Raw genomic sequence first — 14,109 nt, 5'->3', positions numbered from 1 at the left:
GACGCCGGGCCCAGTCCTTCGTCATGGCCCTGACAACGTTCGCCGCGGTGACGTCCGCGGTACTCTCCCTCGGCCTGCTGGCCGTCGTGCAGGCCCCGTTCGAGCACGCTTTCAGAGCCCGCGACGGCGCGCACCTGGCGGTCCAGTTCAACGGTTCGAAGGTCACGGCCGCGCAGGCCGCCGCCACCGCCCACGCCGCCGGCGTCACCGAGGCCGCCGGACCGTACCCGATCGCCGCCGCCCTGGACACGACCGTCGGCACGGACTGCCCCAAGAAGGGTCGGGCCGGTCACGACAACGGTCCGATCACCGTCACCACCCGGCCCGGCCTGGGCCGCACCTCCGGGATGGACCAGCTGGCGCTGACCCGGGGGCGCTGGCCGTCCGGCCCGGGCGAGATCGCCCTGCCTGGGCAGCACTACGCCATCGACTGCTTCGGCGGTTCGGTGGTGTTCTCCTCCCTGCCGGGCAAGCCGTCGTTCAAGGTCGTCGGCTTCGGCGGCTCGGTGACCGACAGCGCGACCGCCTTCGTCACCGCCGATGGTTTCGCGCGGCTCACCGCCGCCGGCGCCGAGTCCGACGAGCAGATGCTCTACCGGTTCGCCAAGGCCGGCACCGCCGCCGACATCGCCACCGGCAAGCAGGCGGTGGCCGCCGCCGCGCCGGCCGGCGCGGTCCAGAGCGGCCAGTCGTACCTGATCGCGGAGCAGCAGGCGACCGGGAACGCCAACGCCTACGTGCCGTTCCTGATCGCCTTCGGGATCCTCGGGGTGTTCCTGTCGGTGCTGATCATCTCGATCGTGGTCAGCGGGGCCGTGGCCTCGGGAATCCGGCGCATCGGGATTCTGAAGTCGTTGGGCTTCACCCCTTCGCAGGTGGCCCGCGCCTACACCGCGCAGGCCATGATCCCGGCGACACTCGGCGTGGTGCTCGGCACGGTCTTCGGGAACCTCCTGGCTGTGCCGATCCTCGATGGGGCCACCAAGCAGCTCGGCGCGGCCGGTACCACGATTCCGTTGTGGGTCAGCGCCGTGGTGCCGCTGGGCACCCTGCTGATCGTCGGCGTCACGGCGTTGATCCCGGCACTGCGGGCCGGCCGGATGCCGACGGTGCGGGCTCTGGTGGTCGGCCGCGCCCCCAAGGCCGGGGGCGGTCGGACGGCGCAGCGTCTGGCCTCGCGGCTACCGCTGCCCCGGGCCATGTCGCTGGGGCTGACCCAGCCGTTCGCCCGGCCGGGCCGGGCCGTCCTGGTCGGTACGGCGGTGCTGTTCGGCGTGGTGAGTGCCACGTTCGCGGTGGGGCTGGAGACCGGGTTCAACAAGTACCTGGACGTGAACTTCTCGGGCTTCAGCGAAGGGTCGAAGATCGTGATACCCGCGGCCGACGTAGGCGTGCCCTGGGGTCGCTACGGCCCCAACGACCCGCGCAACCCGCACCTGGACGCCGCCAAGGTGGCCGCCGCGCTCGCCAAGACCCCGGGTACGAAGGCCGCGTTCGGCTGGGGCGACAGCGGCGCGACCATGCTCGGCGGCCCGCCCGGCGGCGAACCGACGACGGTGTACACGGTCACCGGTGACTTCTCCTGGACGCACCTGGAACTGCTGTCCGGCCGCTGGTACTCGGCGCCCGGCGAGGCCGTGGTCGGCGACAAGCTGGCCACGGCGGTGGGAATCCACGTCGGTGACGACGTCACCGTGGTGCAGCAGAACAAGCGACTGTCGCTGAAGGTCGCCGGCATCAACTTCAACACCAACATGGGCGACTACACGGTCATGACGGATGCGGCCACCTTCACCGCCGCCGGACTGACCCCGCACATCGACCAGTTCAACGTCGAGCTTGCCTCGAACGTCAGCGGATCGGCCTGGTCCGCCTCGGCCGCCGCCGCGCTGACCCCGCTGAACGCCTCGGTCCAGGGGAACTCGGACGGGGGCGAGAACGTCGTGGTGATCATCATGGGCGCCCTGGTGGCCACGCTCACGCTGATGCTGATCGCGGTCGCCGCGCTCGGGGTGCTGAGCATGGTCGTGCAGGACACCCGGGAGCGGGTTCATGACCTAGGGGTCTTCAAGGCCCTCGGGATGACACCCAGGCAGACCATCGCGATGGTCCTGACCTCGGTGACACTCACCGGCCTGATCGCCGGGCTGATCGGGGTCCCGATCGGGGTCGCGGTGGAGAAGGCGACGCTGGCCCCGATGGGGAACGCGATCGGCCGGCACCTCCCGCCGAGCGTGAGCCACACCTACACCGCCGGGCTGCTCGTCCCCCTGCTGGCCGGCGGGATCGTGATCGCCCTGCTCGGGGCACTGCTGCCGGCCGGCTGGGCGGCACGGACCCGGACCGCCACCGCGCTGAGGACCGAGTAGGACCGAGCAGAGCCGCCGGTCGCCGCAGAAACAGCGGTGCCGGGCACTGCACGGCGCGGTAAGAACGCCAATGCCGACCTCCCCCGGTTGATCCCCTCGGGAGGTCGGCATTCCGGCGTTCTTCCCTTAGCACAAAGGCGTGAGAGGCACCCAGCATGGCGGTCAGCGTTTCGACCTGTTGCCCGCCGCGCCTCCGCCGGGACGCCGCCCGGAGCCGGCGGTGGCCAGCCAGGTCTGGAGGGCCCAGCGCCAGGTGAGGGCGTGGGCGAGGGTCTGCGCGGGCGGGGGCGGGGCCGCGAAGTCGGTGAGGGCGCCGAACTTGCGCAGCCGGTGCTTGACGGTGTTCGGGTGGACGTGCAGGGCATCGGCGGTGCGGCCGGGGTGCTCGCCGTGGTCGAGGTAAGTGAGGGCGGTCTCGGCGAGGAGGCGGTGGAACTCGTCGGACGGGTCGAGGCGGGCGAGGTGCTCGCGGGCGAGGACGGCGCCGAACTCCGGGTGGGCGTCGAGGGCGACCGGCATCGCCAGGTCCGTCAGCCGGCACAGGCCGTCCAGGCCGCGGCGGCGGGCGGAGGCGAGGGCGGTGCGGCAGAGGCGGTAGACGGCCGGGAGGTCGCGGGGGCGTACCGGCGGGCCGGCGACGGCGAGGACGCCGGTGCGGTCGGGCAGCCGGGTCGTGACGGCGCACCAGTGGCCGTCGACGAGGCCGGAGACGCCGTCGGGCAGGGCCATGCAGGCTTCGGTGCGGCGGGCCTCGCGGGGGTCGCCGATGTCGGTGACCAGGCAGTGGTAGCGGCGGGTGGCGGACAGGCCCGCGTCGGCGGCGCCGGCGGGGCCGCCGCCGAGCAGGTCGCGCAGGGCCTGGACGCGGGTGGCGTGCGCCGACTGGGCGAGGCTCACCTCGGACTCGCGGTAGGCGTGGATCAGCCGGTTCTGCAGGTTGTTGGCATAGCGGTCCAGCTCCATGATCTCGCCCATCATGGAGTCGAGGGAGACGCCCGCGGCGCGGGCCTCGTGCATGAGGCGGGTCAGCACGTAGGAGCGGCCGCCCTGGAACCCGTCGAGGAGCGCGGCCAGCGGGACGCCCTGCAGCGCGCGGTCGGTGGCGAGCCGGTCGGCGGCCCGGGTGTCCTCCTCGCTGAGCCCGGACGTGTCGATGAACGCGGCGGACACGACGGCGAGCAGCGCGGCGATGTGCCGCCGCACCTCCTGGACGGGCAGCGCCGCGATCGGCGGGGACTCGGCGCGGGCGGCCTCGACGACGGCGTCGAGCAGGCCCGGGTCGGCGCGCATGCGTTCCATGAGCCGGCGGAGCACGGTGCGTTCCGACATGTCCTCTCCCGCAGGGGGCGCCGCAGGATGCCTGCGGCGCCCCAGTCTGCCCGGTTCAGCCGGCGGGCGTCAGGGCCGCGACGGCCTCCGGGGCCGCCAGGCCGGTGCGTTCGCGTTGCGGGAAGACGCCCACGGGGACGCGGGCGACCTCCTTCGCCGTGGCGTAGTCGATGACCGAGACGGCGTTGGCCTTGCTGAGGGAGACGAAGCAGCGCGTCCCGTCGGCGCTGGTCGTGCCCCAGTACGGGAGGCTGTTCACGGGGTAGTTGAAGATGCCCTTGGTGGACAGGTCCGAGGTGTTGACGATGGCGGTGTAGTCGTCGATGGTGCCGACGTCGCACAGCTGCCGTCCGTCTCCGGACAGCGCGAGGCCGTGGTGCGCGGAGTTCTGCGGGTAGTCGTCGGGGCTCAGCGACTTGCCGTGGTCGCTGTACGGCATCGTCACCGTGTTGACGATCTTCCCCTGGTTCAGGTCGTACTTGATGAACCCGTTGAGGTAGGACTGCTGGGCGTAGAAGGTGTTCCCGTCGGGGGCGATCAGGTTCGGCCGGATGCCGTGCGGGAACTTCCACGTCTTGACGACCTGGAGCGTGTTCGCGTCGACCTTCTCCAGCAGGAACGAGCCCTTCAGCAGTTCCAGCGACTTCGGCAGCGACGTGATGCCGATGCTGGTGTTGTAGATGTAGCGGCCGTCCGCGGTGAAGTCGTTCTGGTGCGGATAGGTGCCGGTGGAGAACTTGCCGGTGACGGCGCCGGTCCGCGGGTCGAGCACCTCGGCGACCTGCGCGGTCGTCGCGGAGATCACGTACTTGGTGCCGTCCGGGGACAGGGCGGCGTGGTCGGCGTGGAAGCCGTCGAGCCGGGTGTGCCACAGCTCCTTGCCGGTGACGACGTCGAAGGCCGCGGCGTCGTCGAGGTTGCCGCGCGACACGTACAGGGTGCGGCCGTCGGCGGCGAGCTGGACGTCGTCGACGAACCGGTCACCGCCCTCGATCTGCTTGACGGTCTCGTATCCGGCGCGCTGGACGACGGTCATGTCCGCGAGGCGCTGCTGCAGGTCGGGGATGACGTTGAACGAGCCGAGGTTCTGGTAGGTGCGGCCGTCGATGAAGCTGACGCTGCCCGACTGGCTGTTGCCGACCAGCAGGACGTCCCGCAGCGCCGCCGCGCCGGCCGCCGGCGCCGCCGCCACCGGCGCCGCGAGCGCCGCCGCGGTCGCGGCCGTCGCGGCGCAGGCCGTCAGGGATCTCCGTCTTCTGGACATCGCGTCTCCTCAGGAAGTCGCCCCCGTGGGATGGGTAGCGTCAAGTGTGAGGAGCGGGACGGGCGCGGCAAAGGTCGCGGGAGCCAACGTGCGGGCGGCCGGATGTCGGCGCGCGACAACCGTCCGGAGCCCGCCGTGCGCCGGCGTCCCCTCTGATCGCCGGCGCACGCGTTCCGCTATGACGTTGTCAGCGGACGACGTCGTAGGTCAGGTGCGTCGCGGTCGATGTCGGGGCCACGCTCCGCCGCACCAGCGTGCGCGGCGCTCCGCCGGTGAAGAGCGGCGTCCCCGAACCCAGCAGGACGGGCGCGAGGTGCAGCGTCAGCACGTCGACCAGCCCGGCGCCGACCGCCGAGCCGACCGTGGCGCCGCCGCCCATGAGGACGACGTCGAGGTCCTTGCCGCCGTCGGCCGACGCCGCCTCCGCGCGCTCGCGGGCGGCGGTGACGGCGTCGGCCAAACCGGTGGTGACGAACGTCCAGTCGAGTTCGGCGAGCCGCAACGACTCCGGCGGGGAACTCGTCACGACGACGAAGGCGGGCCTGCCGGCCTCGCCGGCGCCGTAGCCGACCTCGTCGTCCCAGCCGTCCGGCCCGTCGACCACGTCGAAGAGCCTGCGGCCAAGGACGACGGCGCCCGAGCGCGCGGTCGCCTCGCGCAGGACCCGGCGGTCGCCGGGGTCGTCGGAGAACGCCCAGGTGTGCAGGGCCTCGCCACCGGTGCCGAGACCGTTGCCGGGGCCGGGGTCGGGCCCGGTGACGAAGCCGTCGAGGGAGACCGAGATGTCGGCGATGATGCGCGTCATGCAAGGACAGACCGGATCCGCCGCGCAAACTCATCGGCGTGATCTCCACCGCGATCGGGGCCGTGCACGGCCGTCCGCCATCAAGCGCTGGGCGAGCGGGTCACATCGCGATCAGGGTTCGCAGGAGGTCGAGGTCGAACCAGTCGCCGTTGCCGCCGTGTTGGTGCAGGTAGGCGCTGCTCGCACGGGCCTGGCAGCAGGCCAGGGCGAGTTCCGGGTCGACGCCCGCCGCCGAGCCGTAGCGGCGGATGCGGGCGAGGACGGCCGCTCGCGCCATGAGGCGGGACGGTCGTTCGGTGATGACCGTGAAGGCGTCGAACGCGGCCGTTCCCCGTCGCCCCTGGGGATCGATGGCCAGCCAAGGCTCGCGTGACGCCTTCAGGACGTTGGCGTAGTGCAGGTCGCCGTGCAGCATCGTCGGGGTCGCGTCGGCCGCGAGTGCGCCGATGACCGCCCGGGCCCTGTCGACCGCCCCCGCGGGAAGCAGTCCGGGCGCGGCGGCGGCCTGCTGCAGCAATTGCCGTTCCCACAGGCGGGTCGCGTCCGCTAGAGACGGCATCTCCGGAGGGGCGGGCACTGCCAGGCGGCGCGCCAGTCCGCCGGCGATCTCGATGGCCTCGTCGACCGACGCCACCGAATCCAGGGTCCGCGGGCCCGCCCGCTCCAGCAGCAGCGCGAACGCGTCGTCATCGCTCTCCAGGACCCGCACGGCACCGCGGCCTGCGAAACAACGCAGCGCGATCGCCTCCGCGCGGCTGCGCCGGTGCGGATAGGAGATCTTGAGCACGGCCGGCCCACATGCGCACGCCACCGGCAGCGCGACCGCCGTCTCACCGTGCCATGCCGGGCCCGCGGGCTCGCATCCCCACTGGTCGGCATGGCGGACGATCAGCTCCGGCAGGGCGGCGATCCACTCACGTCCCGCCTCGCCCTCGCGGCGCACGACCGACTCGGCCAGCGCTGTCGGGATCGTCACCATCACCGGAACATTACAACGCGGCCCCATGTCATCGGCCGGTCTCGACCGGCACCACCGTTCCGCGACCGGGGGCGAAACTCGTTGGCTCTCACAATTCTTCTCCGGCCTTTCGCGGCGGAACCCGCGAAGGCGGAGAGAAGGCCGGGATCGGGCCTGTTCGTTGGCGATATGTTCCGATCGTGAGTTGGGACAGCGAGGGTGTGCTGGCGGGCCGGTACCGGAGGCTGGGGCGGATCGGGCAGGGCGGGATGGGCGCGGTGTGGCGTGCCCACGACACCGACCTGGACCGCGAGGTGGCCATCAAGGAACTGCGGGTGCCCGAGCAGGTCACCGAGCAGGAACGGCGCGTGTGGTACGCGCGGATGGAGCGCGAGGCCCGGGCCGCCGCCCGGCTGAGGCACCCGGGGATCGTCACCGTCTACGACCGGGTGATGGGCGAGGACGGTCGTCCGTGGATCGTGATGGAGCTGATCCACGGGCCGTCTCTGGCGCAGGTGCTGACCGAGCAGGAAGCCCTGCCCGAGCAGCGGGTCGCCGCGATCGGGCTGGCGATGCTGGCGGCGTTGTCGGCCGCGCACGCGGACCGGATCGTGCACCGCGACGTCAAGCCGGCCAACGTGCTGCTGGAGGGCGATCGGATCGTCCTCACCGACTTCGGCATCGCCGCGGTGGAGGGCGACGCCACCCTCACCCGCCCGGGGACGGTGCTGGGCACGCCCGCCTACATGTCCCCCGAGCAGGTGGCCGGCCGGGCGGTCACTCCCGCCTCGGATCTGTGGTCACTCGGCGCGACCTTGTACGCGGCGGTGGAAGGGCGCCCGCCGTTCACCGCTCGGACGCACGGGGCATTGTTCATCTCCATCGCCACCCAAGACCCCGCTCCACCCGAATGCGGCGAGCCGCTCGCGCACGTCCTGAACGGCCTGCTGCGCAAGGATCCGGCCGACCGGCTGTCCGTCGCGCAGATCCGCGCTCTGCTCACCACCGTGACCGGCTCTGGCGGCAGGCCCGGCCCCCAGGCCCGGCAGCCCGCGACCCGCGCCGACACCCTCCGCTACACCCGCGACCTGCGCGTCGCACCTTTTCCAGACGACAAGGGGCCGTCCCAACCGGGTCGTGCCTCCGGGGGTCTGCCCGAACAGGAGGCGGTCGCCAAATACCGGCAACTGGCCGAAGCCGATCCCGACCGCTACCGCGCCGACCTCGCCCTGTCACTGCGCACCCTCGGCCTCGCATTGTGGAAACTGAACCGTTTCGCCGAGGCGGCGTCCGCGGAACAGGAGGCGGTCGCCAAGTACCGGCAATTGGCCGAGGCCGATCCCGACCGCTACCGTCCCGACCTCGCTCTGTCCTTGAGCAACCTCGGCAGAACGCTGAAGGATATGGACCGCCATGCCGAGGCCGCGCCCGTGAGACAGGAGGCGGTCGCCAAATACCGGCAATTGGCCGAAGCCGATCCCGACCGCTACCGCGCCGACCTCGCCTCATCGCTGTACAACCTCGGCGGCACACTGTGGAAACTGGACCGTTTCGCCGAAGCGGCACCCATGGAGCAGGAGGCGGCCGCCATCCGCCGGCGGCTCGCGGAGGCCGACCCCGACCGCTACCGCCCTGCCTTCGCCGCGGCGCTGAGCAGCCTCGGCGTGACGCTGTGGAAGCTGGACCGTTTCGCCGAAGCGGCACCCGTGGAACAGGAGGCGGTCGCCATCCGCCGGCAGCTCGCCGAAGCCGACCCCGACCGCTACCGCCCCGCCCTCGCCTCGTCGCTGAGCAACCTCGGCAGCACGTTGAAGGACTTGGACCGCCATGCCGAGGCGGCAGCGGTGAGACAGGAGGCGGTCGCCAAGTACCGGCATCTCGCCGAGGCCGATCCCGGCCGCTACCGCGCCGACCTCGCCCTGTCGCTGCACAACCTCGGCAGCACGCTGTGGAATCTGAACCGTTTCGCCGAAGCGGTGCCGGCAGAGCAGGAGGCGGTCAGCATCCGCCGGCAACTCGCCGAAGCCGACCCCGGCCGCTACCGCTCAGCACTCGCCTCATCGCTGCACAACCTCAGTCTCACGCTGAAAAAGCTGGACCGCCATGCCGAAGCGGCCCGCCTGAAAAAGGAGGCGGACGCCATCCGCAAGGAGTTGGGCCGAAGCTGACCCGCGGATTCAGCATTTGAAATGCTATCCGGCGATCTTGGCGGCCGCCGTACTTGTCGCCGCCCTCTTGTTCGTCAGCGTTTCTGGTCCTCTCCGGGTTGGGCGAGGGGTAGGTGGAGAGCCACGCGCAGGCCGCCGGACTGTGGGGATGCCAGCTCTATGCGGCCGTGCATGGCGGATATCGCGGCCTCGGCGATGTGCAGGCCGAGTCCTGTTCCGGGGAGGTTCTCGGTGGCCGCGGAGCGGTAGTACGGCTTGAGCACCTGGTCGAGCTCGTCCTCGGGAATCCCGGGCCCCTCGTCGGCGATCACGATCGAACCGTGCTCGCCCTCGGTGCGCACAGTGATCGAGACCCGCCCTTCGGGGGCGTATTTCTCGACATTGCCGAGGACCAGGAGCAGGCATTGGCGAAGGCGGACCGGGTCAGCGTGCACAAAGAGGCTTCGGGGCGCCGAAAGCAGTGACCGGTTCGCCACCGGGGGAACGCTCTGCAGCGTGCGGCGCACCAGCGACGGCACGTCGACGAGTTCGGTCGTCGGGACGGCCCGGACGGCGGGCAGGTCGGCGTTGATGGCCACGACCAGATCGGCGATGACGCGCCGCATCATCTCCACGGCATCGTGGATCGCCTCAAGGGACTTCTTCGCGTTCTCCTCGGTGACGACATCGTCGAGCAACTGGGCATGGCCATGGATCATGGTGAGAGGGGCATGCAGTTCGTGTTGCGCGGAGACCAGCTTCAGGTGCCGCCCGTGGTCCAGTCGCAGGCCGGCCGTTCTGTCGACGAAGACGGCGGTGAGCAGCGAACCGGCGGGCGCACCCGCCGATGCCGAACACGAGACCTCCACCCGCAGCGAGCGGCCGCCGCTCATCGTCATCCTCGCGATGCCGGAGCGCATCCCGGCGAGGTCCACCGCCTCACCGCCCTCGTCGGTCAGGGTGAACAGGTCGGTGACGCGCCGCCCGACGGCTCGGGCGGCGGGCGTGCCGGCCAGCCGCGCCATCGCCGGATTCCAGGCCACCACCCGGCCGGACGGCTCCATCGCCAAGACGGCGATGTCCGAGGGGCCGGTGGGAGCGCTTGAATTGGAACGCTCCAAGGCAAGGTCGGCCGACGGCCGGGCATGCGACCAGAACACGTCCGTGCGCACGCCGTCGTCCTGAGCGCGCCGGAGGCGGTCCGTCCGGACGAGCGGGCGGCTCCGCCCGGCACTGCGCATCCCTCGACCCCGCCCACCGGGCACACGGGATCGGAAGCGGAGTGGAGCGACCCACGCCGACCGGCCGGGCCCCATGATCCGCTGGTTCCATATTCCGCGCATGCCGAAGTTCTCTACCCAGGCACTTGCTTTCGCCAGGGCCGACAGGAAAGTGGAATCGGGCCGATAAAGGTTAAGAGGCATACCAAATCCGATCCATCGGCAGAAGGAACCGTCCTCCTCGCCAGAGACGCGTTCGCAAGCCCACCTTGGCCGCCGATGCGGCCCCGCGTCCTTGGCACACGATCGGCGAACCTTGACGTCGCGTCACCGGTTGGACGCCTTGGCCGGCGTCCGGCCGGGAGGCCGCCGGCATCGTCCGGGGGCGGGAGCACGTCAGAGCACGGGCACGACCGCCCGCATGACGGGGCGCCGACCGTGGGGGGTCCAAGATCATGGTCGAGGTTACACGGGTTGGAGCGCTCCAGGCCATCGTTTCCTCGCCCGGCCCGCGGCTGCGTCCTTCGCCGGCGAGGCGGAGTGACCAGGCCCTTGGAGCTTCCAGGTGCTCACCCGGCTCCGATTCGCGCGCGGTGGCGGTACTCCTTCGGGGGGAGACCGTAGGCGGCGCGGAATGCCCGGGTGAAAGTCGAGTGATCGCGGAAGCCCCAGCGGACCGCGATTCTGTGGACGGGCACCGCCTGCAGAGCCGGGTTACTGAGATCCCGGCGAGCGCCTTCGAGCCGCTGCCGCCGGATCCACGCCGCCACCGTGGTGTCACGGGCGCCGAACAGCCGGTGGAGGTGACCGAGAGATATGTGGTGGGCGCCGGCGATCGTCTCGGGCGACAGATCCGGGTCGCGCAGATGCTGCCGGATGAACGCTTCGATGCGCAGCAGCAGGCCGTGGCGGTGCGAGTCGTTCTGCAAGGCCGGATCGGCGTCGAGATGATGGGCCACGGCGGCCGCGAGCAGATCGTGCGCGATCGCGTCCAGGCGCGGGAGATCGGCCGGCCGGTATTCGGCGGCCCTGGCGGCGAGATCGGTGAGGTACCGGACGAGCAGTCCGCCCACGCCGGTCCGGCCGGGCAGCGGCATCGCCAGGAGCCGCCCCATCGCGTCGGCGGGCATGCCCACCAGCGCCCGCGGCAGATGGGCGCGCACCAGCTTCGTGGTCTCACCGTCGACGGCGATCTTCAACCGGAAAGGCAGCGAACTGTCGTACAAAGCGAAATCACGGGTGGTGAGGGCCGCTTGACGATCGGCCTGGCTCAGAATCAACCGCCCCTGAACGGGAAAGATCACCGAGCATAGTTCGGGGTCGGATCGCCTGACCAGGCGAGTGGTGCGCAATACCTCCGACGAGGGCAACGTCAGTTCCACCACATTGACCGTTCCGAGGTCCAGCGTCCGCATGCTCGTCCGGAACGTGTCGGGAGAATCGCTGAGCAGCCGCATCGGGTACGGGCTTTCAGCGAAGATCTCGTCCAGCCTGGCCAGGTGGCCCTTCGGCGGCGGATCGTCTCTGTTCAACGTCATTTGCTTCATCGGACGTCCTCGGATACTCCTGCCCTTCCGCACTGGGTGAGTCCGCGGAGCCCCGGTACCCGCCACCCTTGCTCAAGGCCGCAGGCCTGCGAAGGCCCCACGATACCGGCGTGCGAGGCGAACGGCCAGAGCCGTCTGCGGTGCGCATCAGCGACTGTCTGCGCAGGCGGCGGTGTCCGTCATGCGGCGGAGCGGGCGGGCCGGCCGCGGGCCGGGCGATCGCCGATGGCCACCCCGGGGCTCGCCAATGCCGTGCCCAATTCGAGGACCTTTCCTTGAATGGATGGCTTATCCCTGCGAAGGCTCAGGCGGCTTAGCGGCGCCGCCCTCCGCCGCTCTCTGGAGCACCATCCACGGCTAGGCGTTTTCGTGATCATTTTCAGCGTTCGGGCTTACTCACGGCAGGGCAGAGCTTGGAACGAACCAGGAGGAAAACTTGTGATCATCATCAGTTCGTCGGAAACAGCGCGGCGGGCGGCGCTCCGCCGGTTCGGCGGCGCGGCCGCGCTTCTCACGGGCCTCGTCGTGACCGGAGCGGCGGCGGCCGCCGGCGCCGCCACGGCGCCGGACGCGGACGCGGCCGGCCCGCGAGCCGGAACGTCGCAGGCCAGGGCCTGGACCGGGACGAAACGGCTGCCGGTCAAGCGGATCGAGAGAACGCTGCAGGCCGATGGCCACGTGAGCAGCAGCGGTGTCCTTGAGGTCGACATCGACCGCAAGGACCTCCACGTCACCGGGGGCCAGCCCCGGGTCAGGTTCGAGGACGGCTTCCAGATCCAGCACGAGTTGTACTTCCAGTCACTCGGCCACGGGAAAGCGATCCTCAACGGCGACCTGGCCCTGCGGCCCCAGGAGATCCAGCCGGTCATCGACGCCTTCATCGCCCACGGGCTTACCTTCCAGGCACAGCACCAGCATTTGTACGATCTGCGCCCGATGGTGTGGTTCCTGCACTTCCGTGCCGTCGGCGACCCGGTCCGGATGGCCGGCGCCGCGCGCGCCGCCATCGGCAAGACCTCCACACCGCTGCCGCAGCATGCGCCGCCGCACCCCACGACCCCGCTCCCCGAGCGGAGGCTGGCGAAGATCCTCGGCGGGGACGCCATGGTCGGCGAGAACGGGATCGTCACGGTGACCGTCCCGCGCACCGACAGGATCAGGCTGGGCGGCGTACTCGTCGATCCGGACCTGGGAGTGTCCACCAGCGTCCAGTTCCAGCCGCTCGGCAAGGGGAAGGCGGCCGTGGTCCCCGACTTCTCCATGACCGCGAAGGAGACGCAACCGGTCATCTCGGTCATGCGTCGCCGCCACTGGCAGGTCGGCTGCCTCTACAACCAGGAGACGGCCGAGTTCCCGCAGCTGTACTTCTCGCACATGTTCCGCGTCGGCGACCCCGTCGCGCTCGCCCGGCAGGTCCGCAAAGGGCTCGACCGCACGGCCGTCAAGCACTCCTGACCGGCCGGTTTCACGGGGCTCCGCCATGAGGTGACGGCGGCGGAGCCCCGCCGGTCAGCCGAAGGCGTCCTTGTGGTCGCGGACGAACTCGCCGAAGCCGGTGGGGTGCCGTCCGGTCAGGTCGCGGACCGTCGGCAGCACGGTGTCCGCGCCGCCGTCCCGGTACGCGCGGCCGACCTCGACGAGGCTGTCGGCGTGGAACTCCGGGAGGCCGCGGTCCAGGAGCATGCGCCGGGCCTCGTCGTCGGACATGCCGATGTACCGGATCGTCCGTCCCAGCTCGTCCGACAGCACCGCGGCGGCCTGGTCGTAGGTCAGTGCCGCGGGGCCGGTGAGCGCATACGTCCTGCCGTCGTGGACGCCGCTCTCCGAGGAGTCGCCGGCGAACATGCCGGCCGCGCAGCGCGCGACGTCGCGGACGTCGACGAAGCTGATCGGGGCCTTGGCCGCGAGCTGCGCGAACTCGCCGTCCGCCCGGATGGAGGCGGCCATCTGGCGGGTGAAGTTCTGCATGTAGAAGTTCGGTCGCAGGAAGGTGTAGGCCAGGCCGGACGATTCCAGTGCCCGCTCCACCGGACGGTGCAGCCGTGCGATCGGCGTCAGTTCCTCGTCCGCGCGCCACACCGACAGCTTGACCACCCGCCGCACGCCCGCGGCCGCCGCCGCCTCGACCATGGTGAGCTCGTGGCGGGTCTGGTGCGGGCTCATCGCGCCGAGCAGGAAGACCTCGTCGACGCCGCGCAGCGCGGGCGGCAGCGAGGCAGGATCGCCCAGGTCGAGGGCGACGGCCTCCTGCCCGGCCGCCCGCGCCCGCTCGGCCTTGGACGCGGTGTGGTACCCGGCCCGCGCAGGCCGGCCGGCGGCGCGCAACTCGTCCAGCAGTGCCGACCCGACGGCGCCCCCGGCGCCGGTGATGAGAATCATGAGGCGATTATCCCGGCCGCCCCGGCGCGGGCCCGCGAGGCGCCGCCCTTCGATGACGGTCGGTTGTCCGACTCCGGGAAATGGCCCGTCA

10 protein-coding genes are annotated in these 14,109 nt (G+C 71.2%); 3 read left to right on the top strand and 7 right to left on the bottom strand.

The window, feature by feature from the left end; genetic code table 11:
- Positions 1–23 precede the first annotated feature (23 nt).
- Positions 24–2,369, top strand: a complete 2,346-nt coding sequence (locus tag J4709_RS37380; protein WP_208248242.1) for an ABC transporter permease — start codon at positions 24–26, stop codon at positions 2,367–2,369.
- Between the two features lie 162 nt (positions 2,370–2,531).
- On the opposite strand, the gene J4709_RS37375 is transcribed toward J4709_RS37380, so the two are convergent.
- The 4 genes from J4709_RS37375 to J4709_RS37360 form a co-directional block, all read right to left on the bottom strand.
- Complete coding sequence (locus tag J4709_RS37375) at positions 2,532–3,698, bottom strand: PucR family transcriptional regulator (RefSeq protein ID WP_208248240.1); 1,167 nt, start codon at positions 3,696–3,698, stop codon at positions 2,532–2,534.
- A gap of 55 nt (positions 3,699–3,753) precedes the next feature.
- The gene (locus J4709_RS37370; RefSeq protein WP_208248238.1) at positions 3,754–4,962 is read right to left on the bottom strand and encodes a YncE family protein; all 1,209 of its coding nucleotides are present in this window, start codon (positions 4,960–4,962) and stop codon (positions 3,754–3,756) included.
- A gap of 187 nt (positions 4,963–5,149) precedes the next feature.
- Positions 5,150–5,767, bottom strand: a complete 618-nt coding sequence (locus tag J4709_RS37365; protein WP_208248236.1) for a dihydrofolate reductase family protein — start codon at positions 5,765–5,767, stop codon at positions 5,150–5,152.
- 100 nt (positions 5,768–5,867) lie between these two features.
- On the bottom strand, positions 5,868–6,746 hold the full coding sequence (locus J4709_RS37360; RefSeq protein ID WP_208248234.1) for an aminoglycoside phosphotransferase family protein: 879 nt from the start codon (positions 6,744–6,746) through the stop codon (positions 5,868–5,870).
- A gap of 179 nt (positions 6,747–6,925) precedes the next feature.
- Between J4709_RS37360 and J4709_RS37355 the strand changes: the two genes are divergently transcribed.
- Positions 6,926–8,893, top strand: coding sequence for a serine/threonine-protein kinase (locus J4709_RS37355; protein ID WP_208248232.1), 1,968 nt, complete (start codon positions 6,926–6,928; stop codon positions 8,891–8,893).
- Positions 8,894–8,967: 74 nt separating this feature from the next.
- Here J4709_RS37355 and J4709_RS55870 read toward each other — a convergent pair whose 3' ends face one another.
- Complete coding sequence (locus J4709_RS55870; protein WP_208248230.1) at positions 8,968–10,044, bottom strand: PAS domain-containing sensor histidine kinase; 1,077 nt, start codon at positions 10,042–10,044, stop codon at positions 8,968–8,970.
- A gap of 617 nt (positions 10,045–10,661) precedes the next feature.
- Positions 10,662–11,639, bottom strand: coding sequence for an AraC-like ligand-binding domain-containing protein (locus tag J4709_RS37345; protein WP_208248228.1), 978 nt, complete (start codon positions 11,637–11,639; stop codon positions 10,662–10,664).
- 438 nt (positions 11,640–12,077) lie between these two features.
- Between J4709_RS37345 and J4709_RS37340 the strand changes: the two genes are divergently transcribed.
- Positions 12,078–13,094: a DUF1259 domain-containing protein gene (locus J4709_RS37340; protein WP_208248226.1), complete on the top strand. Its 1,017-nt coding sequence runs from the start codon at positions 12,078–12,080 to the stop codon at positions 13,092–13,094.
- A gap of 54 nt (positions 13,095–13,148) precedes the next feature.
- Here J4709_RS37340 and J4709_RS37335 read toward each other — a convergent pair whose 3' ends face one another.
- A complete protein-coding gene (locus J4709_RS37335) occupies positions 13,149–14,018 on the bottom strand; it encodes an SDR family oxidoreductase (protein ID WP_208248224.1) in 870 nt (289 codons plus the stop codon).
- Between the last annotated feature and the right edge of the window lie 91 nt (positions 14,019–14,109).

The sequence above is a fragment of the Actinomadura violacea genome, assembly GCF_017573465.1.
In the GTDB taxonomy this organism is placed as follows: Bacteria; Actinomycetota; Actinomycetes; order Streptosporangiales; family Streptosporangiaceae; genus Spirillospora; species Spirillospora violacea.
Note: the sequence above shows the minus strand (reverse complement) of the source record. Positions and strands in the feature narration are given on the sequence as shown.

What these genes read in the sequence shown, in the direction of transcription:
- J4709_RS37380 (WP_208248242.1), top strand. Translation starts at nt 24, where the DNA reads ATGGCCCTGACAACGTTCGCCGCGGTGACGTCCGCGGTACTCTCCCTC.
- J4709_RS37375 (WP_208248240.1), bottom strand. Translation starts at nt 3,698, where the DNA reads ATGTCGGAACGCACCGTGCTCCGCCGGCTCATGGAACGCATGCGCGCC.
- J4709_RS37370 (WP_208248238.1), bottom strand. Translation starts at nt 4,962, where the DNA reads ATGTCCAGAAGACGGAGATCCCTGACGGCCTGCGCCGCGACGGCCGCG.
- J4709_RS37365 (WP_208248236.1), bottom strand. Translation starts at nt 5,767, where the DNA reads ATGACGCGCATCATCGCCGACATCTCGGTCTCCCTCGACGGCTTCGTC.
- J4709_RS37360 (WP_208248234.1), bottom strand. Translation starts at nt 6,746, where the DNA reads ATGGTGACGATCCCGACAGCGCTGGCCGAGTCGGTCGTGCGCCGCGAG.
- J4709_RS37345 (WP_208248228.1), bottom strand. Translation starts at nt 11,639, where the DNA reads ATGAAGCAAATGACGTTGAACAGAGACGATCCGCCGCCGAAGGGCCAC.
- J4709_RS37335 (WP_208248224.1), bottom strand. Translation starts at nt 14,018, where the DNA reads ATGATTCTCATCACCGGCGCCGGGGGCGCCGTCGGGTCGGCACTGCTG.